The organism is Curtobacterium sp. 458, from assembly GCF_030406605.1.
In the GTDB taxonomy this organism is placed as follows: Bacteria; Actinomycetota; Actinomycetes; order Actinomycetales; family Microbacteriaceae; genus Curtobacterium.
The window spans coordinates 2,784,197-2,807,393 of record NZ_CP129104.1 but is presented as its reverse complement, the minus strand read 5'-3'; the positions used below and the strand labels follow the sequence as shown (position 1 = coordinate 2,807,393).

Sequence of the window (23,197 nt, the reverse complement as noted above, 5' to 3'; positions counted from 1 at the left end):
GACCGCGACGCGATCAGGCCTCGGCGAGGGCCGCGGCCGCGAAGTCCCGGATCGCCGTGCGCGCCGCCGGCGGGTCGAGCACCACGGCGCGACCGGGCAGCCCGGCGACGAGCCGCACGACGCCGTCGAACCCGTTCGACGCGGCGAGCCGGATGCGGACGCGACCGTCGTCGTCGGGCGCGTCGGCCGTGTCGGCGAGGAAGTCCGCGACGAGCGGCAGCGACGACGAGTCGAGCTCCACGGTGACGATGACGTCCTCGCGGGCTTGCTGGAACAGCGTGTCCGGGATCACCACGTCGGCTGCGCTCGTGGTCGCCGCGCGTTCCTCGACGCGGACGCCGGACATCCGGTCGAGGCGGAAGGTGCGCAGCGCACCCCGGTCGAGGTCCCAGGCGCGCAGGTACCAGTCGGTGTCGATCGACTCGACGCGCAACGGGTCGACACTGCGTGTCCCGCCGCGGCTCCGCGGCCCGGCGTAGTCGAAGGCGAGCCCGCGCCCGTCGGCCATCGCCTGCCGGATCGTCGCGAGCGTCGCGTCGTGGAGGTCCTGTCCGACGGCGACGTTCGACGCGGCACCGCCCGCACCGCGCGAGAGCTTCGCCATGAGGGCACGGATGGCGTCACGGTCCGCGGCCTCGGGCAGCGCCGACAGGTACTGCAGGCCCGCGATCAGCGCCGAGGCCTCGCGGGCGGAGAGCCGGGGCGCGTCGTCGATCGCGACGAGGTTCGTCAGGACGATCATGTCGTTCTGCTCGAAGTCGTCCCAGGCGATGTCGAACAGGTCGCCGTGCTGGTACTGCATCGTCTCGCCGGGGACGCCGGACACCGCGATGAGCTCGACGGCCCGGCGTATGCGGGACTCGGGCACGCCGAAGTGGCGCGCGGCCTCGGCCACCGAGACCCGCTCGCGGTCGATGAGGTACGGCACGAGGGCGAGCAGGAACGCGAGCTTGTCCTGTGCCTGCAGGGGCTGCTGCTCAACCACGGGCGTCTCCTTCGTGGTCGGCGACGAGGCCGCGGAGCCGGGCCGTCACCCGGTCGCGGAGGTCGTCGGGTTCGAGCACGCGGACCTCGGGGCCGAACGCCGCGAGTTCCTCGGCGAGGATCTGCGGATCGACGTGGTGGAGCACGAGGGTGCCGTCGGGCTCGGCGGCCGTGTCGCGTCGACGGGAGAGCCGCCGCTCGGCATCCGAGCCGGGCACGACGTGGATGCGCGCGGTCCGGGTCGCCCAGATGCGGTCGAGTTCGGCGAGGGCGCGCTCCCCCGCTCCCGCGGGCGCCGGGTGCCGGCCGACCTCGTACTGGGTCACCGGGCCGACGATCCGCGACAGCAGGTAGTTCTTCGTGGCGCCCGTCGAGAACTCGTGCGCAGCGAGCATCCACCGGCCGGCGTGCTGGACGAGCGCGAGCGGCGCGAGCTCGCGTCGACGGGCCTCGTGCTGCCCGGGCGTGATGTAGTCGAAGCGCACGGCGGCCGCGCGGTCGAGGGCGGAGCGCAGCGGTTCGAACGCGGCGTCGCGGGCTCGGAGCCGCGGGGCGTAGGCGTCGACCCCGAGCACACCCGAGGCGACGTCGTCCTCGGCGCCGGCGGACCGCACCTTGAGCAGGGCGCGTCGCGAGTCGGCGGAGAGCGCTCCCTCACGCCAGGCCATCGCCGCGAGGGACAGCAGCGCGGACTCGTCCGGTGTGAAGCGGACGTCGAGGGGCAGGTCGTACTCGCCCTTCGGGATGCGGTAGCGCAGCGTCTGGTTGTTGCCCGCGGCGCCGGGCGTCTCGATGGTCTCGAGCGGGATCCCGAGGTCGCGCACGTCGTCCTTGTCACGCTCGAACTGGCGCTCCAGGGAAGCGTTGTCGCCACCGGGCGTCCAGCGCTGCCGGTACCCCTGCACGTTGGCCAGGATCTCGGCCTTCGTCAGCCCCGACTCCGTCGAGAGCAGCGCGAGCACGAGGCTGAAGAGCCGCTCCTCGGCAGGCACACGGGGGGTACGAGAGGCTGGCACAGGCCGATCCTACGGCAGCGCGGGTGCACCGGAGTGCACCCGCGCGGCGGTCGGTGGACGGTGCCGAGGCGTCAGCGCGGCATCACTCCGAGCACGTCGATCACGTAGGCGTCCGTCGCGCCCTGGTTGTGCACGATCGCCAGCACCTGGTCGCCGACGCGGTGTCCGAGGATCGCCTCGCGGACGCCGTCGACGATCTGGCCCTTGGCGAGCGGCACGGTCGCGGCACCGGAGCCGTCGGTCCAGTTCGAGCCCGTGACGGACGGGTCGGCGCTCCAGGTCACGGCCGTGTACTTGATGACCGCGGTGTCCTTCGCAGTGAGCTCCGTCCCGTCGCCCTTGCGGAGCAGGTGCGTCTCGTCGGACTTGGGCGCGTCCCACGACGGGATCGTGATCCCGGGGGCGCCGGACGGGGCGAGCACCACGGCGGGCATGCGGTCGCCGGCGAGCTGCGGTGTGCCGGTGGCACGGGCGTCGAAGGCCCGCTTGACGTCGATCACGGCGATGACGGCGTCCTCGGTCTTGCTGCTCGACGAGGACCCGGCGGTGCCGGACGTGGAGCTCAGCGCGCTCTTCGGGAGGGCGACGGCGAGCCGGTCACCGACGTGGGCGCACTCGACGGCCTCGCCGAGCGCGCCGTAGTTCGACGCACCCGCGGTGATCGGCGCGGTCTGGCCGGAGTAGCCGCTCGTCTGGGCGACCTGCCCGGTCGCACCGTCGACGAGGGTGTACTCGATGAGCACGGGGGTGCCGTCCTCGACCTCGCGCCCGGTGCCTTGCTTCACGACCGAGACCTGCGTGCCCTTGGTGGTGAGCCCCGAGGGGACGGAGACCTTCGGCTCCTTGCCGAACGTGCCCGTGGCGGTGACGGCCTCGGACGCGGCACCGGGGCGGGCGCAGCTCGACGGGGTCGTCCCGGCTCCGCTCGCGGAGCAGGCCGTCAGCGTGGCGGCGAGTCCGATGGTGACCAGGAGCGCGGGGATGGTTCGATGCAGGACGGGCACGGTCGGTACTCTACCGGTCGTCCCCATGCGCCCCGGACGCGTCGGGCACAGCCGCGTCGGGCACAGCCGCGTCGGGCGCAGCCGCGTCGGGCACGGACCCCGCCTCAGCCGACCCCGCCTCGGCAGCGGCCACCCGGCGTGCCTGCGCCGCCGCCTGCCGTGCGACCTTCCGGAGCTTCTTGTCGCTCGCGCTCCGCTCCCCCACGGCACCGGGCGTCCAGGCCTCGACGTCCTCGTCGGAGAACTCGGCCTTGCCGGCACGGCGCTTGAGGTTCGGCAGCACCACGCCGTCGGCGAGCCGCCGGGCGGTCACGAGGAACCCGGTGTGCCCGACCATCCGGTGGTCCGGACGGACGGCGAGACCCTCGACGTGCCAGGTCCGGACGAGGGTCTCGCTCGGCATCGGGTCGGTGAAGCGGCCGGTGTCGCGGAGGGCCTCGGCGGTGCGGGACAGCTGGGTGACCGTCGCGACGTAGCAGACGATGAGGCCGCCCGGCACGAGGGCGTCCGCCGCGGCGTCGACGCACTCCCAGGGGGCGAGCATGTCGAGCACGACGCGGTCGACGCTCTGCGGCTCGGTGGCCCCCGGCAGCTCCTCGACGAGGTCGCCGACGGTCACGGACCAGTTGTCCGGGACGGCGCCGAGGAACGTACCGACGTTGCCGCGGGCGATGGCCGCGAACTCCTCGCGACGCTCGAACGACTGCAGCTGGCCGGTCGGCCCGATCGCCCGGAGCAGGAAGAGCGAGAGCGCACCGGAGCCGACCCCGGCCTCGACGACGCGGGCGCCGGGGAAGACGTCGGCGAACGCGACGATCTGCGCCGCGTCCTTCGGGTAGACGATCGCGGCGCCGCGCGGCATCGACATCACGTAGTCGTTGAGCAGCGGCCGGAGCGCGAGGTACTCGTCGCCGGTCGTCGCTCGGATCACGGAGCCGTCGGGCTGCCCGATGACGTCGTCGTGCCGCAGCACGCCGCGGTGCGTGTGGTACTCGCCGCCGGTCTCGAGCGACAGCGTCGTCAGCTTGCCCTTCGGACCGGTCAGCTGCACGCGGTCACCGGACCGGAAGGGTCCGCGGGGCGGCGTGTGCGGCGCACCTCCCGCGGTGTGCGGCAGCGACGCGGTGGCGTCGTCCTGACTGGAGGCGCGGGTCACCGCCGCCTCGTCGCCGACGTGCTCGAGGTCGCTCACCGGGCACCGCCCTCGGTCACCGCAGCCTCGGCGGACACGCGATCCGTGCCTCTCCCCACCGGCACGGCCTGCCCGCCGCTGGCGCGTCGGTCAGGAACCGGCGGCGTGGGCCCAGGCTGTTCGTCGGACACGGCCGCGCGGGCAGCGAGGGCCGGACTGGTCAACTCGACCAGTCGGTCGACGTCCACGCCGGCGAGCGTGGTGAGGTGGACGTCGCCACCAGCGATGTCGGTGAGCGGCACGATGTGCTCGACCGCGATCGTCACGGCACCGGACGCGACGGCGGAGGCGACGCCCGTCGCCGAATCCTCGATCGCGACGCACGCGGTCGGCTCGACGCCCAGCTGCGCGGCGGCGGCGAGGTAGGCGTCCGGGAACGGCTTCGGCCGCTCGACGTCGTCACCGGCGACGACGACCCGGAAGCCGCGGTCGCCGAGGGCCTCGGCGGCGACGAGTGCCATCGACCGGCGGGACATCGTGACGAGGGCGGTCGGGATGCCGCGGTCGTGCAGCTCCTCGACGAGCTCGCGCGCGCCCGGCCGCCACGGCAGGTCGTCGTGCCGGAGGCGGTCGGAGACGTACTCGGTCATCCAGAGGACGATCTCCTCGACCTCCATGTCGACCCCGCGGTCGCGGAGGATCTCGCCGGAGCGCTCGAGCCCGGAGCCGACGAGCGACAGGCCGTCCTCGTGCGTCCAGGTGGCGCCGTAGCGCTCGGTCAACTCGACCTGGGACTGCTGCCAGATCGGTTCGGTGTCGATGATCGTGCCGTCCATGTCCCACAGCACGGCTGCGGGCAGGACTCGGTCGGGGCGCTGGGCGGTCACGGGCGACGAGTCTACCGGTCGGCCGGGCGCCGCCCCGGCGTGCGGTCGTGGTCGTCTCCGTCCCGCCCGCGCGTCGCGCACGCGTTGCGCTGGCGTCGCGCGCACGTTCCGCTGGAGGCGGACTGCCGCCCGTCGCACCCTGCCGCGGGCCTACAGTGGGTGCCTGGTCAACGTCCCACGCGCGCGGTCCGCACGAGCGGCCCACGCCCCTTCCAGGAGGTCCGCTCCGTGCCACAGCACTCCCCCTTCAGCGAGGGCCGACTGCTCGTCGTCGCCTTCGAGGGCTGGAACGACGCCGGCGAGGCGGCCAGCGGGCTCGCCCGACGGATCGTCGACGCGCTCGAGCTCGACGAACTCCGCGAGATCGACGGGGAACGGTACGTCGACTACCAGTTCAATCGCCCCACCGTGGGCACCAGCGACGACGGCGACCGCGGCATCCAGTGGCCCCGCATCGTCCTGCACGGCCCGGGCTCCGACGGCCCCCCGGTGATCGGTGCGACGGGCTCCGAGTCCGACCGCGAGGTGTTCGTGCTCGTCGGCCCGGAGCCCTCCCGGACGTGGCGCGGCTTCTGCGCCGAGGTGATCGACCTCATCGACGTGTACTCGATCGACGCGGTGGTGTTCGTCGGGGCGATGCTCGCCGACGTCCCGCACACCCGACCGATCTCGGTGTTCGTGTCGAGCGAGAACGCCGGGGTCCGCGCGGCCTTCGACGTCGACAAGTCCTCCTACGAGGGGCCGACCGGCATCCTCGGGGTCCTCGCCGACGCCGTGGACAAGGCCGGTCTGACGACGCTGTCCCTCTGGGCCTCCGTCCCGCACTACGTGCACAACTCCCCCTCGCCCAAGGCCACGCTCTCGCTGCTCGACAAGATCGAGGAGCTCACGGACGTCACGGTCCCCCGGGGCTCGCTCCTGGACGACGCGACCGAGTGGGAGGAGGGCATCGACGCCCTCGCCGCGGACGACGAGGACATGGCGACGTACATCGGGCAGCTCGAGCAGGCGCGCGACACGGTCGACTCGCCCGAGGCCTCCGGGGACGCGATCGCCCAGGAGTTCGAGCAGTACCTGCGGCGCCGGGAGCGCAAGGACGGCAAGGACGGCGGGACCGCTGGCGGCGAGGGCTTCCGCCCGCCGCAGCCGCCGCAGTAGCGGTCGCGCGCGGGCCCGCGTTCGGCGCGCCGTGGTGACGGTCACGACTCCCCGCTCACGAGCGCCTGAGGATCACGAACGGTCGCTCTGCTGGCCGGAGACCGACCGTCCGTGACCGCCCGCCGAGCGGCCGGCGGCGTGTCCTGACCGTTGGATGCGAGAACGGTCGGGCGCTCGGCCCGCCGTGGTGACGGTCACGACTCCCCGCTCACGAGCGCCCGACGGTCACGAACGGTCGCTCTGCTGACCGGAGACCGACCGTTCGTGACCGCCCGCCGAGCGGCCGGCGGCGTGTCCTGACCGTTGGTCGCGAGAACGATCGGCCCCGGAGCAGCGAGGTGACGTGTCGTGCGACCAGCGTGGGCACCTGTCGGACGGGAGGCACGGTGCGGGCCCGCCACGGGCCTCCCGGTCGGCGTGCGCGCGCGTCGTGCGGCCGGAACGGGCTGGTCGCAGGACGTGTCGGCTCCGGCGGCGCGCGACGGCACGTCGCGCGACCAACACGGCCGGGCGGCCGCCGCGGCGCCCGCGCGGCCGGCGGCCCCGGGTCAGCCCAGGCGGATGCCGAGCAGCGCGTCGACGAGGTCGACGAGCTCCGGCGTCGCCGCCGTGCCGCCCGCGAGCGCGGTGTCGACCGCCGCGACCGCACCAGGCGTGTCGAGGTCGTCCGCGACGCGCGCGCGGATGCGCGCGATCACGTCCGCGGCGTCGTCGGCGTGCGACGGTGCACCCGCTGCCCAGGCGTCCCACGACGCCAACCGCGTCGTGGCGGACTCGAGCTCCGCGGGGAACCACTCCCAGTCGTCCGAGTACTTGTGCGACAGGAGCGCGAGCCGGACCGCGCGGGGGTCGGCCCCGTCGTCGAGGAGCCCCCGGACGGTGACGAGGTTGCCGAGCGACTTCGAGATCTTCTCGCCCTGGTAGGCGATCATCCCCGTGTGCACGTACGCGTTCGCGAGCGGCTGGTGCGCCAGCGCCGCTGCGTGCCCCGCGCTCATCTCGTGGTGCGGGAAGACGAGGTCGCTGCCGCCGCCCTGGACGCTGATCGGCAGGCCGAGCTTGTCGCCGGCGATGACGCTGCACTCGATGTGCCACCCGGGACGCCCCGGCCCGAGGACGGTGTCCCAGCTCGGTTCGCCGTCGCGTGCTGCTCGCCAGAGCAGCGGGTCGAGGGGGTCGCGCTTGCCGGGTCGGTCGGGGTCGCCCCCGCGTTCGGCGGAGAGGGCGAGCATCGTCTCGTGGTCGAGACGGCTCTCGTCGCCCAGCGCCCAGGCCTCGGTCGGGCGGTTCACGTCGAAGTAGACGTCGTCGCCCTCGGAGTCGTCGGTCGGCACGTCGTACGCGTACCCGGTCTCCTGCAGGAACGCGACGGCCTCGGCGACGCGGTCGACCTCGTCGGTGACGGCCACGTAGTCGTCGGGCGGGAGGATCCGAAGCGCCTCCATGTCGCGACGGAACAGGTCGATCTGCGACGCGGCGAGCTCCTGCCAGTCGACGCCGTCCCGTGCGGCACGCTCGAGCAGCGGGTCGTCCACGTCGGTCGTGTTCTGCGCGTACTCGGTGTCGAGTCCCGCGTCACGCCAAGAGCGCAGCAGGGAGTCGAAGGCCAGGTACGTCGCCGCGTGCCCGAGGTGGGTCGCGTCGTAGGGCGTGATGCCGCACACGTACAGCGCGGCGCGCTCGTCGCCGCGGGTCGGGTCGACCGGCTTGCCCGTGGCCGTGTCGTGCACGACGGGGCGGGGCCCCGAACCCGGGACGGACGGGACGGACGGGGCCTCCCAGGCCCTCACGGCTGGATCACACCAAGCGACAGCAACACGAGGAGAACGATACCGAGTGCGATCCGGTAGACCACGAAGGGCAGGAAGCTGCGCTTGCTGATGTAGTTCATGAACGCGGCGATCACGACGAAGCCGACGACGAACGCCACGACCGTCGCGACGAGCGTGTCGACGAGTCCGAACGGTGCGCCGGTGTCGCCGAGGCTCGTCGCCGCCTCGTACAGCCCGGAGAGGAACACCGCCGGGACGGCCAGCAGGAACGCGAACCGCGCGGCTGCCGGCCGGGTGTACCCGAGCGCGAGGCCCATCGACACGGTCGCGCCGGACCGGGAGACGCCGGGGACGAGCGCGAGCATCTGCGCCAGCCCGATGAGGATCCCGCCGCCGAACGTCATGTGCTCGATCCGCCGGACCTTCTTGCCGACGACGTCGAGGACGCCGAGCACGACGCCGAACACGATGAGGACGATCGCGACGATCCAGAGCGATCGGAACGTCGTCTCGATCGTGTCCTTGAGCAGGAGCCCGGCGACACCGATCGGGATCGTGCCGAGGATGACCAGCCAGCCGAGCCGCGCGTCGGGGTCGTTCCGCGGGACCGTCCGGCCGGACAGCGACCGGAACCACCGCCCGACGATCCGGGTGATGTCCTTCCAGAAGTAGATGAGCACCGCGGTCTCGGTGCCGAGTTGCGTCACGGCCGTGAACGCCGCACCCGGGTCCTGCGCGTCGGGCAGGAACAGTCCGACGATGCGCAGGTGCGCGCTCGACGACACGGGGAGGAACTCGGTGAGCCCCTGGACGAAGCCGAGGAAGATCGCCTCGAGGATGTGCATGGCACCGGCCTTCCGGAGGGAGGTCTGTCTGGACACCGCCACGAGGGTGGCGCCCAGGCACCACCACCACGACGGCGACCCGGCAATGTATCAGTAGGACGCGAAGAGGTCCCCGAGGACGCGCCGCCCGAACGCCAGCGCATCGAGCGGGACGCGCTCGTCGACGCCGTGGAACATCGCCGGGAAGTCCACGCCGGCCGGCAGCTGCAACGGTACGAAGCCGTAGCCCGCGATCCCCAGGGTGGACAGCGCCTTGTTGTCCGTCCCGCCGGAGAGCAGGTACGGCAGCACCGGAGCACCGGGGTCGTGCCGACCGAGGACGTCCCGCACGGCGTCGACCAGCGGACCGCCGAAGTCCTGCTCGAGCCCGATGTCGCGGAACGACATCACCACCTCGACGTCGTCGCCCGCCAGCTCGCGGACCCGCTCGAGCACGGACTCCTCGTCGCCGGGCAAGCACCGGATGTCGATGAGCGCCTCGGCCGCGTCCGGGATCACGTTGTGCTTGTACCCGGCCTGCAGCACCGTCGGGTTCGTCGTGGTGTGCAGCGCGGCGTGGATGAACCGCGACGCCGAGCCCGTGGCGAGGGCGACCTCGTCCGGACCGGTCACCGCCGGGTCCACCCCGAGGAACCGGGCGACCTCCGCCACCATCGCGTCCGTCGTCGCCGAGAGCCGGACCGGCCACTCCTCGCTCCCGATCCGCGCGACCGCCGCCGCGAGCTTCGTCACCGCGTTGTCGCGGATCACGTGCGAGCCGTGCGCAGCCGTGCCCCGGGAGACGAGCTTGATCCACATCAGGGCCTTCTCGCCGGTCTGCAGCAGGTAGGCGCGGCGGTCACCGAGCGTGATCGAGTACCCGCCGACCTCGCTGATCGCGGCGTCGGCGCCCGCGAAGACCTCCGGGTGCTGCTCGACCACGTGGTGGGAGCCCAGCACGCCGCCGGCTTCTTCGTCGGCGAAGTACGCGATCACGAGGTCACGCTCCGGAGCGCCCTGTGCGGCGATGACGTCCGACAACGACGTCAGCATCATCGCGTCCATGTTCTTCATGTCGACCGCGCCACGGCCCCACAGCATGCCGTCCTTGATCTCGCCCCCGAACGGGTCCACCGACCAGTTCGCCGGATCGGCCGGCACGACGTCGAGGTGTCCGTGCACGACGAGCGCCGACTTCTGCGGGTCGCGCCCCCGGACCCGGGCCACGACGCTCACCCGGTCGGGCTCCGACTCGAACAGCTGCGGCTCGAGCCCGAGGTCGCGGAGCTTGGCCTCGACGTAGTGCGCCGCCTCGGTCTCGCCGCGGGACTTCCCCTCGCCCCAGTTCGTGGTGTCGATCCGGATGAGGTCACGGGCGATCGACGCGGTCTCCTCGAGCTCGATGCCGGCCGTCGTGTTCCCGTGGACGTCTGTCATGCCCACCACGCTACCGGCCGGTCCCGACACCGCCGATCCGCGTGACTCCCCGGGACGCGCCCGGGATGCGCGGCCGTGTTCATCGGGCGTTCAGACCCGTGCTAGTGTCTTCTCTCGGCAGGAACGCCGGGGAAAACGCCCCGGATGACCGGCCAGCACAACCGAACAACACCTGTCCGGGTGGCGGAATTGGTAGACGCGCTAGCTTGAGGTGCTAGTGCCCGTATTAGGGCGTGGGGGTTCAAGTCCCCCCTCGGACACAAGAAAACGAATGCCCCCTGGCCGGTCGGCCCGGGGGCATTCCTCGTTCGTGCTTCCCGGCGAGCGTCGCCATCGCTCCGCTCAGGGCGCCGCCGCCGCTTCTCCGCCTCCTCGCTGCGCTCGTGGCGTCCCAGTGGTCGCCTCCGGTAGGTCGGGTTGCTCGAGGCGGACCCCGTGGCGAGAAACGCGCGCGGTTCGACGTTGCACGCGTCGAACGACGCGCGCGAGGTCGCAACGCGCGCGGTTCAGGGAGCCGGCGCTGCGCTCGCGCGAGACGCGCCGGACGGGAGGCGCGGGGCGGGGCCGCATCGTGCCTCCCGTCCGGTGGGCGGTCACCGCGAACGACGCGAGCGGGCGACCCGACGCACCACCAGCACGATGCCGCCGACGGCGGCCAGCCAGCCCCAGTTGGCGACCAGCGGATCGAGCGCCCCGTGCCGCCAGTCCCGTCGCGACGAGCCGAGGCGCGACGCGACAGGGTGTCCGACGAGCTCCGCACGCACCCCCGTCTCGTGCACGACCCGGTCCGGTCGACCCCGGAGCGCATCCGTCACCCGGTGGGCGGCCACGTCGATCCGGTCGCCGAGCACGAGCAGCAACCAGTGCGCCAGGCGCCCCTCGCTGAACCGCGCGTAGGCGACTCGCCGGACCGCTCCGGCGAGGCCGCGGAGGGGCTGCGCGGTCCCGAACACCGGCGTGACGTGCGCGTGCTCGATCGAGCGTTCGCGTCCCTCGGCGCCGGGCTGCTGCGTGGGGACGTCCCAGTGCACGCCCGTCGCGGACCCGGCTGCACGCGAGAGCTTGGGCACCGACGGGCGGTCGGCGGGGTCGAGGTCGCTCCCCCACCCGGGGATCCGTGCACGGAGCTCGTCGGCGGTCGGGACGCGACGGGGCGGGTCCGCGATGTACGGGGTGTGATCGGTCATGGCGTGCTCCTTCACGGGACGATGACGGGCTTGATGATCCCGTCGAGCTTCGAGGAGAAGAGGTGGTACCCCTCGGCGATGTGCTCGAGCGGGATCCGGTGCGTGATGATGTCGCTCGGCTTGAGGTGCCCGGTCTGGATGTGCTCCAGCAGCCTCGGCCACTGCCGCTTCACCGGCGCCTGGTTCGCGTGGATGGTGACGCCCTTGTTCATCGCGTCGCCGAACTTCACGGCACTGGGGATCGGGCCGTACGCACCGATCGCGGAGACCGTGCCGCCCTTCCGGACGCCGTCGATCGCCCAGTTCAGCGCTGTCAGGGACCCGCCCTGCAGCTTGAGCTTCGAGGCCGTGACCTGCTGGGTGAAGTTGCCGTCGGCCTCGGCCCCGACGGCGTCGATCACGCTGTCGGCGCCCAGGAAGTCGGTCTGCTTCTTCATCTCCAGTACGACGTCGTCGACCTCGGCGAAGTTGATCGTCTCGGCGTACGCGAACGTCCGCGCCTTCTCGAGCCGGTACTCGAACTGATCGACGACGATCACCCGCCCCGCGCCCATCAGCCACGCCGACCGTGCCGCGAACAGCCCGACCGGGCCGGCGCCGAGCACCACGACCGTGTCGCCCTCGCGGATCGAGGCCAGCTGCGCACCGAAGTACCCCGTCCCGAGGGCGTCGGTCATCATGAGGGCGTCCTCGTCGTCGAGCCACGGTGGGATGACCTCGGGTCCGACGTCCGCGAACGGCACCCGCACCCGCTCCGCCTGGCCGCCGTCGTAGCCGCCCGTGGTGTGCGAGTAGCCGAAGATGCCACCCACCGCGGTCGCGTTCGGGTTCACGTTGTGGCAGTTCGTGAAGAGTCCGCGGGCGCAGAACCAGCACGACCCGCAGGAGATGTGGAACGGCACCATCACCCGGTCACCGACGTTGAGGTGCGCCACCGAGGGGCCGACCTGCTCGACGACCCCGATGAACTCGTGCCCGAACGTGTGGCCGACCCGGGTGTCGGGCATCATCCCGTGGTACAGGTGCAGGTCGGAACCGCAGATCGCGGCGCGTTCGACCCGGACGACGGCGTCGTTCTCGTGCTCGATCCGGGGATCGGGCTTGTCCTCGACGCGGACCCGGTACGGCCCGCGGTACGTCATGGCGCGCATGGACGCTCCTCTCGCTCAGAGCATCCACGCTCACCGCTCGGGCGTCCACGCCGTCCCAGGTCCGCGCACCCTGTCCACGCGCGTGGCGCCCGCGTTCGCCCGGGTTCGCGGAACGCGCGCGTTTCGACACCGCACCCGTCGATCGACGTGTGCAAGGTCGGGACGCGCGCGTTTCGTGGGCGACACAACCACGAACGGACGGGAGGCGCAGTGCCAGCCGGCACCGCGCCTCCCGTCCGTCAGGTGGTCGCGCTCTAGCTCTTCGACGCCTCGACGAAGGTGCGACGCGGGTCCGTCTCCTTGATGAGGGAGGTCGCGTCGCGACCGGAGACCGCGCCCGTGATCCAGCCGATCACGATGCGCGCCTTCCGGTTCAGCGTCGGCATCGCGTACACGTGGTACGACCGGTGCGCGAGCCAGGCGAGCAGGTTCGTCATCTTGACGCCCTTGATGTTCGCCGCGCCCTTCCCGACGCCGTACGACGCCACGGTCCCGATCGACGGGTGGCGGTACTCCTCGAGGGGCTTGCCGGTGATCGTCGCGACGACGTTGTCGGCAGCGACGACGGCCTGACGGACGGCGTTCTGGGCGTTCGGCGGGTAGTACGCCGGCTGCTTCTCGGCCGTCAGGTCGGGGACCTGTGCGACGTCGCCGAGGCCCCAGACACCAGGGACGACCTCGTGGGTGTCCTCGGCCTCGACCTGGAGCTTCGCGTTCGCGGCGAGGTGCCCCTTCGGTCCGCGCGGCAGGTCGGTCGCGTCGAGGAGCGGGTTCGGCTTGACGCCGGCCGTCCACACGAGCAGACCGGCGGCGAACTCGTCGCCGTCCGAGAGCTTGATGACGCCGCCCTCGGCGCTCGGCATCGTGGTCTTCAGCCGGACGTCGATGCCGCGGGCACGGAGCGACTCGAGGGTCCACTTCGACAGCTCCGGGCCGACCTCGGGCGCCACGCGGTCGAGGGCGTCGATGAGCACCCAGCGGGGGTGCTCGCCGGCCAGCGACGGGTAGGTCTTGATCGCGGCCTGCGACACGTCGAACAGCTCGCCGATGGCCTCGACGCCGGTGTAACCACCGCCGACGAAGATGCTCGTGAGCAGGCGGCGACGCTCGTCCTCGTCACGGGTCGCTGCGGCCTTCGCGATGTTGTCGAGGAGCTTCGCACGGACGTACGCCGCCTCCTCCACGGTCTTGAAGCCGACGCCGTACTCCTCGAGACCCGGGGTCGGGAACGTCCGCGTCACCGAGCCGAGCGCGACGACGAGCTGGTCGTAGCCGAGGGTGCGGTCGTCGCCGCCGGCCGTCGAGATCGACACGGTCTTGTCCTTCGACGAGATCCCGGTGACCTTGCCCTGGATGACGCGCGTCCGCTTGAGCGCGCGACGGAGCTCGAAGGTGACGTCCTTCGGCGCGATGTGACCGCCGGCGACCTCCGGCAGGAACGGCAGGTACGTGTAGTAGGTGTTCTGGTCGACGAGCGTGATGCGCATCGGGACCGTCGCGGCGTGCTTCTGCAGCTGCTTGACGGTCGTGTAGCCGGCGGAGCCGCCACCGAGGACCAGGACGTGCGGGATCGAATCTGCCATGAGTCCGGTCTACCGGAGTTTCCCTGGTGGCGTCACCAAGCCGCGCCGTCCGCCCGCGGGGTCGTCGCTCGGCGGATCGGTACGGTCGGGGCATGACCGCCTCGATCACCGTCCGGCCCGCCGTGCTCGAGGACGCGGAGCGCATCGCGTTCGTGCACGCCACGTCATGGCGGGAGACGTACGGGCGCTTCGTCGAGGACCCCGACCACAGTCCGTGGTTCGCGGTCGAACCCCGCATCGCGATGTGGCGCACGAACCTGACCGAGCACACGTACGACACGGTCGTCGCCCTCGACGGCGACGACCTGGTCGGTTTCGCCGGGACGCACGCGACTCCCCCGTCGGACGGCGAGCAGCCGGTGCGGCCGGAGGAGCTCACGATGCTCTACGTCCTCGCCCGCGCACACGGGTCCGGAGCCGGCCAAGCGTTGCTGGACGCGGCGCTGGGGCACCGTTCGGCGTCGCTGTGGGTGGCCGAGGACAACCCGCGGGCGCAGGCGTTCTACCGCCGCAACGGGTTCACCGCGGACGGCGCGACGTCGTCGTTCGGACCGATCGAGCGGTCGGTCCGGATGGTCCGCTGACGGTCACTGCTCGTCGGACGAGCGGCCGGGCTCGACCGGGGCTTCGCGGCGTCGGTGCTGCAGCAGGTCTGCTGACCGGACGAGGCGGAGGGCGGTGACGAGGACGACACCCCCGATCACGTTGAACAGCAGGGTGTACCCGAACCATCCGAGCCACTGTCCGTAGGTGATCGACGCACCGGCCTGGATCGCCCCGAAGACGAGCAGGGAGTCGAGGATCGAGTGGAAGAGCTGGAGCCCGGACAGCAGGAACCCGCCGATCACGGCGGCGACGATCTTCGCCGGGTCCGAGTCGGTGCCCTGTTGCATGCGCGTCACCAACGTGATCGTGCTGCCTCCGAGGACGGCGAGCACCGCGACCTGCAGCCCGAACGGTGCGTCGACGTAGTGCCGCGCGGACTCCTCGAGCTCGTCGTGCCACTGCGGGAACGCCTGCACGACGAGCCACATGAAGACCCACCCGCCCGCGAGGTTGGCCACGAGCGTGCCCGCCCAGAGCCGGAGCAGCTGGCCGACCGTGCCTTCACGCGCCACGAGGGCGACGATCGGCATCAGGAAGTTCTCCGTGAAGAGTTCACTGTGCGCCAGGTAGAGCGCGACGAGCCCGACGCCGAACGCCAGCCCTGCCAGGAGGTGGTCGCCGGTCGCGTGCAGGACGGCGAGGTACGCCATCACGCCGAGGCCGATCTCCAGTCCGCCGGCGAACCCGGTGGCCAGCACGACCCGCGTTGTCCGCTGGAGCCGTTCGGCGCCCTCCTCGACCACGGCCTCGAAGGACTCGTGGATCTCGTCCTCGACAGGAGCGTCACTCTTGCCGACTTCGCGGCGCCGATCGTCGGTCATCATCCGGACGCTAGCCCCCTGTCGGTGTCAAGCCGCCTCGGACCGCACTCGCTCGACGACGGGCCAGATGTGTGCCCGGCGTTCCTCCGGTGCGACCTCCTCGAGGCGCTCTGCGAGACGGCGGGCCGCGGCCAGGACGATCGGCTCTTCGCTCCCGTGGGTGAACACGTCGAAGACGCCGTCGACGAGGGTCTCGGCGACGGCCAGTGCGGCGTGACACGGACGGTGCCGTCGTCGTCGGTGTAGGCCGTGATCGCGGTCCGGCTCCCCCAGAGCGGGACGAGCGCCGTCGCCGACAATTCGAGCGCATTCACCGCCGTGCAGGGGTCGTTCGTTCCCGATGCGAGCCCACGGACGCCGATCTCGACGAGCTGCTGCAGCGCGAAGTCGATGTCCTGGTGCGGGGTGCGGGCCGCACCGAACACCACGGAGGACTTCAGGAGGCCGGCAAACCGCGAGTCGTCCGTGTCATCGCGGACCGGGCCGGAGCCGGTGATCCGGAGTACCGGGTCCCCCGCGATCACGGAGGTTCCCGGTATCGCGACGACGTCGATCCGGACGTCGTTGTTCGCCGCCCACGCGACCAGCTGCTCCCACTGCACGGACTGTACGGAGCCGCCTGACCTGGCCCGTCCGAGGACGTCGTCACTGTCGTCGTTCGGGCAGGTCGAGCGTTCGGTCCGGACGGTCCGCTGAGGCGAGGTGCCGAGCGGCGCACCCGACGGATCGCCGCGCCGCACAGCTCGTCGCGCTGCTCAGCCGTGACGGTGGTCGCTGCGACGGTCGCGGAGCCGCCACCACGCGGTCTCGGCGAGTTCGGGACCCATGAAGACCCCGTGCTGCGTCCGCCGGGACTCCGTCAGGGAGAAGCGACGCAGCCGGTAGCCCCCACCGAAGCGGTCGATGATGGCCTCGGGCGAGGACTCCGCGTCGCGCTTGACGAGCCACGTCCGGTCGTCGACGGGCTCGATCACCGGTCGCTCACCGTCGTCCGCCGATCCGGGAGCGCAACACGTCGATGCGCTTCTGGATCTGCTCGACACTCGCCTGCGCCACGGCCGGGCCGCCGCTGATCCGCCGCAGTTCGGCGTGGATCGCGCCGTGCGGCTCGTTGGAGTGGCGCGACCAGATCGACACGAGTCGTGCGAGCTCGGTGCGCTGCTCCTTGAGGGTCAGGTACATCGGGCGGTTCTCGTCCGGCTTCGGCTTCGGCGAGCCGTCCTTGACGGTGCGGCTCTTGGAACGCTTCGCCTGCGACGCCTGCCGTGCCCGGAGGAGGTCGCGCACCTGGTCCGGTTCGAGCAGCCCGGGGATGCCGATGAAGTCGAGCTCCTCGAGGGAACCGACCTCGCCTCCGGAGCCGAACTCGCCGCCGTCGTAGAGCACCCGGTCGAAGGAGGCCTGCGAGTCGAGGGCCTCGAACGGCTGCACCTCGAGCAGGCTCTCCGAGGCGCGGTCCTCGCGGTTGGCCTCCGCGACCATCGCGTCCTCGGGGTTGTACATCCCGTCGTCGGCGTCCTTCGGGCGGTCGAGGGCGTGGTCGCGTTCGAGCTCGAGGGAGGCCGCGAGGGCCATCAGTCCGGGGACGCTCGGCAGGAACACCGAGGCGGTCTCGCCGCGGCGTCGGGCGCGCACGAAGCGGCCGATCACCTGCGCGAAGAAGAGCGGCGTGCTCGCACTCGTGGCGTACACGCCGACGCAGAGCCGGGGCACGTCCACGCCCTCGGAGACCATGCGGACGGCGACCATCCAGCGCGAATCGCCCTCGGCGAAGGCGCCGATGCGTTCGGACGCCGCGGCCTCGTCGGAGAGCACGACGGTCGGCCGCTCCCCTGTGATCTGCGTGAGCATCCGCGCGTACGCCCGCGCCGTGGTGGTGTCGGTCGCGATCACCAGACCGCCGGCGTCCGGGACACCGCGCCGTACCTCGGTCAGGCGCTTGTCAGCGGCGGTGAGCACCGCGGGCATCCACTCGCCCTCGGGTGAGAGCGCGGTCCGCCACGCCTGCGCGGTGATGTCCTTCGTCACCTGCTCGCCGAGCGACGCCGACATCTCGTCGCCCATGCGGGTCTTCCAGCGCATCTGTCCGGCGTACGCCATGAAGAGGACGGGGCGGACGACGCCGTCCTTGAGCGCCCGCCCGTAGCCGTAGTTGTAGTCGGAGATCGACGTCCGGATGCCCTGCTCGTCGGGGGCGTACTGCACGAACGGGATCGGTGCGGTGTCGGACCGGAACGGCGTGCCCGAGAGCGAGAGTCGACGCGTGGCCTTGGTGAAGGCCTCCCGGATGCCGTCGCCCCAGGTGAGGGCGTCCCCGCCGTGGTGGACCTCGTCGAGGATCACGAGCGTCTTGCCGCCTGCGGTGATGCGCTGGTGGACCTCGGGGTTCATGCCGACCTGGGCGTAGGTGATCGCCACGCCCTGGTAGTGCCGGCCGAACATCCCGTCGCCGTTCTTGAACATCGGGTCGATGCGGATGCCGACGCGGTCGGCGGAGTCCGCCCACTGCCGCTTGAGGTGCTCGGTGGGGGCGACCACGACGATCCGGTCGACCGTGCCGCGGGCGAGCAGCTCGGTGGCGAGCCGGAGTGCGAACGTCGTCTTGCCGGCACCGGGGGTCGCCGCGGCGAGGAAGTCGCGTGGCTCGGTTTCGAAGTACTTCGTGAGCGCCTCGACCTGCCAGGCACGGAGCTTGGACGCCGTGCCCCACGCTGCGCGGTCCGGGAACGCGGGCGACAGGTGTTCGGCTGCGGCGTTGCCGGCGGCTTCCGCCTGCGCGGCTGCCTCGTCGTGCGGGCGGGCCGGAGCACCCTCGGGCGGGGTGGCCGATGCGGCGTCGAGGTCGCTCGCGACGTGCGCGTCCGGCGTTGCCGACGCGTCGCCCCACAGCGTGGCGGGCTGCTGCTGGTTGTCGTACTCCGCTGCGCTCACTGCACGTGATTCTACCGTCACGCAGGGTCCTGCCGAGCGTGCGGGGCGCGCTGCTCGGGCGCGTTCCGCACCAGCGAGGCCGGTCGCAGCACGCCCGCTCCGAACCGTGCGGCGACCGCGTCGACCGTCGTCTCGGTCTCCCGCCACGGCGCGTCGTCGTCCCAGAGGGCGTTGCTCGCGGCCGCCGGCACGAGGTTCTCACCGCGGACGCCGATGAGCCGGATCCGGTTGCCCGGTCGGTGCAGGACGTCGTACAGCTCGACGGCTTCGCGGTGGATGCGTTTCGCGACGTCGGTCGGTTCGGCCAGGGTGCGGGACCGGGTGAGCGTGGTGAAGTCGGTGTAGCGGACCTTGAGCGCGACCGTCCGTGCCTGGACGTCGGCGCGGCGGAGTCGCACGGCCACCTTGTCGGCCAGTCGGAGGAGCTCGCGGGCGACGTCGTCACGCTCCGTGAGGTCGCGGCCGAACGTGACCTCGTGCCCGATCGACTTCTCACCGACGCCGGACTCGACCGTCCGAGGGTCACGCCCCCAGGAGAGGTCGTGGAGCCGCTGACCGCCGGTGGGCCCGAGCGCGGCGACGAGCGACGGCAGCGGGGCCGTCGCGAGGTCGCCCACGGTCCGGATGCCCCGACGTTCGAGGGTCTCCTGCGTCTTGCCGCCCACGCCCCAGAGCGCGGACACCGGCTGCGGGTGGAGGAACGCGACGGTCTCGGCAGCGGGGACGACGAGCAGGCCGTCCGGCTTGGCGCGGCTCGATGCGAGCTTCGCCACGAACTTGGTCGACGCGGCGCCCACCGAGCAGTGCAGCCCGGTCTGCTCGAACACCGCACGGCGGATGGCCGCGCCGATCTGCCAGGGCGTGCCGTAGAGCCGGAGCGCCCCGGCGACGTCGAGGAACGCCTCGTCGATGCCGAGTCGCTCGACGCGCGGGGTGAAGCGGTCGAACACGCTCATCACGGCGGCGGATTGCTCGCGGTACTTCTCGAAGTGCGGCTCGACGATCACGGCGTTCGGGCACCGGCGCTTGGCGACGGCCATCGGCATCGCGGAGTTCACGCCGTAGCGACGGGCCTCGTACGTGGCGGCGGTCACGACGGAGCGGTCCGAGTCGTGCCCGACGATGACCGGGAGACCGACGAGGTCCGGACGGTCGAGCAGCTCGACGGACGCGAAGAAGGCGTCCATGTCGACGTGCAGCACGGTGGCGGTGACGTCGTCGACGGGTACGTCGGAGACGAGCCGGTTGCGTCCGTCCTGCTTGCTCACAGGGCGATGATGCCACCCGCCACCGACATCGACGTCCCATCAGGACGCACCGCCGCAGTGGACCCCTCAGCGCGCCGGACCGAGCAGCGCCGCCGCGATCGTCCGGGCCGCCGAGTCGCGCGACGACGGGTGGTACTGCCCGGCGCGGACGTCGCGCGCGAGTCGTGCGAGCTCGCTCCCCGCACGGTAGGCGGAACCACCGACCACGCGCATCGCCTCGTCCACGACGTGCTGCGCCGTGTCCGTCGTGCGCGCCTTCGTCCCGACGAGCAGCGGGAACCACCGGGGTCCGTGGTCGACGAGTTCGTCGACGTCACGAGCGAGCGCGTCGACCTGCAGGGCGACCGCGTCGACCGCTCCCTGCGCGTCGGCCAGGGCGCGGCGGACGTCAGGGTCGTCCGACCGGGGCGTGCCGTCGAGGGCGGTCCGGTCACGGACGGCCGCGACCGCCAGCTCGACCGCGCGCTCGGCGATCCCCACGTACACCGACGCCACGAGCAGTTCGAAGGCGGCGAACACCCCGAACACCAGGGGGTCCTGGTTCGGTCCGACCGGCAGGACCCGCACGATCCGCTCCGCCGGCACGTGCACACCCTCGAGGAGGGTCGTGCGGCTCTGCGTCGCCCGCATGCCGAGCGTGTCCCAGTCGTCCCGGTGCGTCACACCGCCGTCCGCACGGACCGTGAAGCCGTGCACGAGCACCGGCTCCGCGCCGGAGGTGTCCTTCCCGAAGACGCTCAGGACGTCCCACGCCGGCGCGAGCGAGGTGGAGACCTTCGTCCCCGTGAACCGGTAGCCGCCGTCGCCGTCCGGCTCCGCCGCCGTCAGCGAGTCGAAGAGCACGGCGTCGTTGCCCGGCTCGCTCACCCCGAACGCGAGCAGGTGGTCGTCCGCCGCGTGGTCGGTGACGACCTGGAGGAACGACCCGCCCCGTGCGCGCACGCTGCGGGCCGCCTGCACCCACACCTGGTGCATGCCCAGCCCGAGCGCCGTCGCCGGCGCAGCCGTCGCGAGGGTCCGCTGGACCGCGGCCGTGGCGCGCAGCCCGAGGTCCTGGCCGCCCTGCTCGACGGGGACGCCGAGCCGCAGGTACCCGGCCGCGCGCAGCTCGTCGAGGTCCTCGGCGCAGAAGGCGTTCGCGGCGTCGTACCCGGGGGCCCGGGCAGCGATGCGCGCGAGGAGGTCCGCGGGGATCGGGTTGGCCGTGCTCATGCCACGAGACTAGGGTCCGATGCGTGTCAGAACGTCATCCCTGGTCCAGGTACGTCGCGATCGGTGACTCGTTCACCGAGGGGATCGGTGACCCGGACCCCACCGTGCCCGGAGGCAACCGGGGCTGGGCGGACCGGGTCGCCGAGGTCCTCGCGCACCAGGCGGACGCGAACGGTGCCGGCGACTTCGCCTACGCCAACCTCGCGATCCGCGGTCGCCTGCTCCAGCAGATCATCGACGAGCAGGTCGAGCCCGCGCTCGCGCTCCGACCCGACCTCGTCACGGTGTCGGCCGGCGGCAACGACATCATCCGCCCCGGCACGGACCCGGACGACCTCGCGGCGAAGGTCGACGGCATGGTCGAGCGGCTCCGCAGCGACGGCGCGACAGTGGTGCTCTTCACCGGGCCGGACGTCGGGATGACGCCGGTGCTCGGCATGGTCCGAGGCAAGACGGCGATCTACAACGAGAACCTGCACGCGATCGCCCTGAAGCACGGCGCACTCGTCGCCGACATGTGGGCGCTCCGGGTGCTCCGCGACCCGAGGATGTGGGCACCGGACCGGCTGCACCACTCCCCGACCGGTCACGCCACCGTCGCCGCCGCCGTCCTCGACACGCTCGGCGTCGACCACGGGCTCGCGCCGTTCGCCCCGGAGCCGCTCGAGTCTCGCCCCTGGCGCGAAGCCCGCGTCGAGGACCTCGGGTGGGCGAAGGAGTACCTCGTCCCCTGGGTGGTCCGGCGCATCAAGCACACGTCCTCGGGCGACGGCGTCTCCCCCAAGCGCCCCGAGCTCCAGGACGTCGTGGAGCACCGCTCCGACACGCCGTAGCCTCGGTCGGTCGGTCGACCGCGCGTCAGGCTGCGGGCCGCCGGAGCGTCGTCGGACCGTCGTGCAGCGGCTGCGTCACCCAGTCGAACGTCGCGTCGCCCGAGTCCGTCGCGATCCGGACGTGCGCCGCGTGCGGGGTCTCGACGAACCGCACGGTGACGAGCACCGCTGCGCCGTCGTCGACCAGCGCGGCGCTGCCGGCGAGCGGCCCCTCGACCGCCCACGCGCCCTCGCCGACCGGGACGGACAGGTGCCCGCCCTCGACGTCGAGCTCGAGGCGCCACGCGGCACCGTCGCGGTGCAGCGGACCGTGGGCAGCGGCGTCCGGGAGCCGCTCACCCGCGACCGGGGGCAGAGCGAGCGAGGCGATCCGTGCCTCCAGGCCGGTGTCCGCGCCCGCGTCCACCGACGCCCCGTCGACGGCGGGCAGCAGGTGCTTCCAGGCCGCGTCGAGGACCGCCTGCATGTCGAGGCTCTGCCCGGTCAGCGCGAGCACGACGTCCTGCTCCGGCAGGACGACGCAGAACTGCCCGTAGGCGCCGTCGCCGCGGAACCCGTGCCGTGCCATCCAGAACTGGAAGCCGTACCCCTGGCTCCAGTCGGGGTTCTCCTCCTGCGGGTTCTCGACCTGGACGCGCATTGCGGCGTCGACCCAGTCCTCGTCGAGGATGCGCTGCCCGTCCCACACGCCGCGCTGGAGGTAGAGCTGACCGAGCTTCGCGACGGCCTCGACCGGTGCGTAGCAGCCGCTGAAGCCGAGCTCGTTGCCCTGCTCGTCCCGCTTCCAGGCGAAGTCGGTGATGCCGAGGGGGTCCAGGAGCCGCGGCCGCAACCAGTCCACGAGCGAGCCACCCGAGACGCGGCGGACGATCTCCGCGAGCGTGTAGGTGCACGGCTGGTTGTACGCGAAGACCGAGCCGGGCTCCTCGTCGGGCGGCAGCAGCAGGAAGCCCCGAACGATGTCCGTCGGGTCGATGGCCCGCGCACGCTCGAGCGTCTCCTCGCGGTGGCCGCTCGCCATCGCCAGGACGTGCCGCACCAGGATCCGACGGCTGCGCTCGTCCGTGACCTCGGCGTCGAGCTCCGGGAAGTACGACAGCACGGTCGCGTCGAGGTCGATCAGGCCCGCGCGGACGGCGATGCCGACCCCGGCGGCGGTGAAGCTCTTGCTCAGCGAGTACAGCAGGTGCACGGAGTCGGCGCGGTACGGGTCCCAGGTGCCCTCTGCGGCGACCTGGCCGTGCCGGAGCAGCAGGAACGAGTGCGGCTCGACGTCGGGCGTCGACTCGAGGGCGTCGAGGAACGCGGAGACCCCGCGTGCGTCGATGCCGAGGGCGGACGGGGAGCTGCGCGGGAACGTCGTCGTCACGAGGTCGACGCTAGCCTCATCG

General features: G+C 72.3%; 21 protein-coding genes and 1 tRNA gene. 4 read left to right on the top strand and 18 right to left on the bottom strand.

Going from position 1 to position 23,197, the window contains the following annotated elements; genetic code table 11:
• Positions 1 to 13: 13 nt before the first annotated feature.
• From QPJ90_RS13610 to QPJ90_RS13590, 5 genes are all read right to left on the bottom strand, one after another.
• Positions 14 to 985, bottom strand: coding sequence for a WYL domain-containing protein (locus tag QPJ90_RS13610; protein WP_290131712.1), 972 nt, complete (start codon positions 983 to 985; stop codon positions 14 to 16).
• A complete protein-coding gene (locus QPJ90_RS13605) occupies positions 978 to 2,000 on the bottom strand; it encodes a WYL domain-containing protein (RefSeq protein WP_290131711.1) in 1,023 nt (340 codons plus the stop codon). Before QPJ90_RS13605 ends, QPJ90_RS13610 begins: the two co-directional genes overlap by 8 nt.
• A 71-nt stretch (positions 2,001 to 2,071) precedes the next feature.
• Positions 2,072 to 3,004, bottom strand: a complete 933-nt coding sequence (locus QPJ90_RS13600; RefSeq protein WP_290131710.1) for a hypothetical protein — start codon at positions 3,002 to 3,004, stop codon at positions 2,072 to 2,074.
• 10 nt (positions 3,005 to 3,014) lie between these two features.
• Positions 3,015 to 4,121 carry a tRNA (adenine-N1)-methyltransferase gene (locus tag QPJ90_RS13595; RefSeq protein WP_290134242.1) on the bottom strand — a complete coding sequence of 369 codons (1,107 nt, stop codon included), beginning with the start codon at positions 4,119 to 4,121 and terminating at the stop codon, positions 3,015 to 3,017.
• A gap of 71 nt (positions 4,122 to 4,192) precedes the next feature.
• The gene (locus QPJ90_RS13590) at positions 4,193 to 5,023 is read right to left on the bottom strand and encodes an HAD family phosphatase (protein ID WP_290131709.1); all 831 of its coding nucleotides are present in this window, start codon (positions 5,021 to 5,023) and stop codon (positions 4,193 to 4,195) included.
• A gap of 228 nt (positions 5,024 to 5,251) precedes the next feature.
• On the opposite strand from QPJ90_RS13590, the gene QPJ90_RS13585 reads away from it, so the two are divergent.
• Positions 5,252 to 6,181 (top strand): PAC2 family protein, encoded by a 930-nt coding sequence (locus tag QPJ90_RS13585; protein WP_290131708.1) that lies wholly within the window; start codon positions 5,252 to 5,254, stop codon positions 6,179 to 6,181.
• Positions 6,182 to 6,729: 548 nt separating this feature from the next.
• Here the strand turns inward: QPJ90_RS13585 and mshC are convergent.
• The 3 genes from mshC to QPJ90_RS13570 all read right to left on the bottom strand — a co-directional run bounded on the left by mshC (position 6,730) and on the right by QPJ90_RS13570 (position 10,214).
• Positions 6,730 to 7,971 carry a cysteine--1-D-myo-inosityl 2-amino-2-deoxy-alpha-D-glucopyranoside ligase gene (gene mshC / locus QPJ90_RS13580; protein ID WP_290131707.1) on the bottom strand — a complete coding sequence of 414 codons (1,242 nt, stop codon included), beginning with the start codon at positions 7,969 to 7,971 and terminating at the stop codon, positions 6,730 to 6,732.
• Positions 7,968 to 8,798 carry an undecaprenyl-diphosphate phosphatase gene (locus QPJ90_RS13575; RefSeq protein WP_290134241.1) on the bottom strand — a complete coding sequence of 277 codons (831 nt, stop codon included), beginning with the start codon at positions 8,796 to 8,798 and terminating at the stop codon, positions 7,968 to 7,970. The genes mshC and QPJ90_RS13575 overlap by 4 nt, the downstream gene beginning before the upstream one ends.
• Positions 8,799 to 8,888: 90 nt before the next feature.
• On the bottom strand, positions 8,889 to 10,214 hold the full coding sequence (locus QPJ90_RS13570; protein WP_290131706.1) for a M20/M25/M40 family metallo-hydrolase: 1,326 nt from the start codon (positions 10,212 to 10,214) through the stop codon (positions 8,889 to 8,891).
• A 174-nt stretch (positions 10,215 to 10,388) separates the two neighbouring features.
• Between QPJ90_RS13570 and QPJ90_RS13565 the strand changes: the two genes are divergently transcribed.
• Positions 10,389 to 10,474, top strand: a tRNA-Leu gene (locus tag QPJ90_RS13565).
• A 333-nt stretch (positions 10,475 to 10,807) separates the two neighbouring features.
• Here QPJ90_RS13565 and QPJ90_RS13560 read toward each other — a convergent pair.
• The 3 genes from QPJ90_RS13560 to QPJ90_RS13550 all read right to left on the bottom strand — a co-directional run bounded on the left by QPJ90_RS13560 (position 10,808) and on the right by QPJ90_RS13550 (position 14,135).
• Positions 10,808 to 11,401, bottom strand: coding sequence for a hypothetical protein (locus QPJ90_RS13560; RefSeq protein ID WP_290131705.1), 594 nt, complete (start codon positions 11,399 to 11,401; stop codon positions 10,808 to 10,810).
• An 11-nt stretch (positions 11,402 to 11,412) separates the two neighbouring features.
• Positions 11,413 to 12,552 carry a zinc-dependent alcohol dehydrogenase gene (locus QPJ90_RS13555; RefSeq protein WP_290131704.1) on the bottom strand — a complete coding sequence of 380 codons (1,140 nt, stop codon included), beginning with the start codon at positions 12,550 to 12,552 and terminating at the stop codon, positions 11,413 to 11,415.
• Positions 12,553 to 12,806: 254 nt separating this feature from the next.
• Complete coding sequence (locus tag QPJ90_RS13550; protein WP_290131703.1) at positions 12,807 to 14,135, bottom strand: FAD-dependent oxidoreductase; 1,329 nt, start codon at positions 14,133 to 14,135, stop codon at positions 12,807 to 12,809.
• 92 nt (positions 14,136 to 14,227) lie between these two features.
• On the opposite strand from QPJ90_RS13550, the gene QPJ90_RS13545 reads away from it, so the two are divergent.
• The gene (locus QPJ90_RS13545; protein WP_290131702.1) at positions 14,228 to 14,719 is read left to right on the top strand and encodes a GNAT family N-acetyltransferase; all 492 of its coding nucleotides are present in this window, start codon (positions 14,228 to 14,230) and stop codon (positions 14,717 to 14,719) included.
• A 3-nt stretch (positions 14,720 to 14,722) separates the two neighbouring features.
• Here QPJ90_RS13545 and QPJ90_RS13540 read toward each other — a convergent pair whose 3' ends face one another.
• The 6 genes from QPJ90_RS13540 to QPJ90_RS13515 form a co-directional block, all read right to left on the bottom strand.
• Positions 14,723 to 15,562: a formate/nitrite transporter family protein gene (locus QPJ90_RS13540; protein ID WP_290131701.1), complete on the bottom strand. Its 840-nt coding sequence runs from the start codon at positions 15,560 to 15,562 to the stop codon at positions 14,723 to 14,725.
• Positions 15,562 to 16,302, bottom strand: a complete 741-nt coding sequence (locus QPJ90_RS13535) for a DUF2254 family protein (RefSeq protein WP_290131700.1) — start codon at positions 16,300 to 16,302, stop codon at positions 15,562 to 15,564. Before QPJ90_RS13535 ends, QPJ90_RS13540 begins: the two co-directional genes overlap by 1 nt.
• 15 nt (positions 16,303 to 16,317) lie before the next feature.
• Entirely contained in the window at positions 16,318 to 16,536 is a 219-nt protein-coding gene (locus QPJ90_RS13530) for a hypothetical protein (protein WP_290131699.1), read from the bottom strand.
• A 7-nt stretch (positions 16,537 to 16,543) separates the two neighbouring features.
• Positions 16,544 to 18,301, bottom strand: a complete 1,758-nt coding sequence (locus QPJ90_RS13525; RefSeq protein ID WP_290134240.1) for a DEAD/DEAH box helicase — start codon at positions 18,299 to 18,301, stop codon at positions 16,544 to 16,546.
• Positions 18,302 to 18,510: 209 nt separating this feature from the next.
• Positions 18,511 to 19,761 carry a DNA polymerase IV gene (gene dinB / locus QPJ90_RS13520; RefSeq protein ID WP_290131698.1) on the bottom strand — a complete coding sequence of 417 codons (1,251 nt, stop codon included), beginning with the start codon at positions 19,759 to 19,761 and terminating at the stop codon, positions 18,511 to 18,513.
• A 66-nt stretch (positions 19,762 to 19,827) separates the two neighbouring features.
• Positions 19,828 to 20,973, bottom strand: coding sequence for an acyl-CoA dehydrogenase family protein (locus QPJ90_RS13515; RefSeq protein WP_290131697.1), 1,146 nt, complete (start codon positions 20,971 to 20,973; stop codon positions 19,828 to 19,830).
• 23 nt (positions 20,974 to 20,996) lie between these two features.
• Here QPJ90_RS13515 and QPJ90_RS13510 point away from each other — a divergent pair, with 23 nt between their 5' ends.
• Positions 20,997 to 21,806, top strand: a complete 810-nt coding sequence (locus tag QPJ90_RS13510) for an SGNH/GDSL hydrolase family protein (RefSeq protein ID WP_290131696.1) — start codon at positions 20,997 to 20,999, stop codon at positions 21,804 to 21,806.
• Between the two features lie 25 nt (positions 21,807 to 21,831).
• On the opposite strand, the gene QPJ90_RS13505 is transcribed toward QPJ90_RS13510, so the two are convergent.
• Positions 21,832 to 23,175, bottom strand: a complete 1,344-nt coding sequence (locus tag QPJ90_RS13505) for a serine hydrolase domain-containing protein (RefSeq protein ID WP_290131695.1) — start codon at positions 23,173 to 23,175, stop codon at positions 21,832 to 21,834.
• Positions 23,176 to 23,197: the final 22 nt, after the last annotated feature.

Excerpts from the sequence above, each read along its gene's own strand:
- QPJ90_RS13575 (WP_290134241.1), bottom strand. The coding sequence starts at position 8,798 with ATGCACATCCTCGAGGCGATCTTCCTCGGCTTCGTCCAGGGGCTCACC.
- QPJ90_RS13570 (WP_290131706.1), bottom strand. The coding sequence starts at position 10,214 with ATGACAGACGTCCACGGGAACACGACGGCCGGCATCGAGCTCGAGGAG.
- QPJ90_RS13560 (WP_290131705.1), bottom strand. The coding sequence starts at position 11,401 with ATGACCGATCACACCCCGTACATCGCGGACCCGCCCCGTCGCGTCCCG.
- QPJ90_RS13555 (WP_290131704.1), bottom strand. The coding sequence starts at position 12,552 with ATGCGCGCCATGACGTACCGCGGGCCGTACCGGGTCCGCGTCGAGGAC.
- QPJ90_RS13550 (WP_290131703.1), bottom strand. The coding sequence starts at position 14,135 with ATGGCAGATTCGATCCCGCACGTCCTGGTCCTCGGTGGCGGCTCCGCC.
- QPJ90_RS13545 (WP_290131702.1), top strand. The coding sequence starts at position 14,228 with ATGACCGCCTCGATCACCGTCCGGCCCGCCGTGCTCGAGGACGCGGAG.
- QPJ90_RS13540 (WP_290131701.1), bottom strand. The coding sequence starts at position 15,562 with ATGACCGACGATCGGCGCCGCGAAGTCGGCAAGAGTGACGCTCCTGTC.
- QPJ90_RS13515 (WP_290131697.1), bottom strand. The coding sequence starts at position 20,973 with ATGAGCACGGCCAACCCGATCCCCGCGGACCTCCTCGCGCGCATCGCT.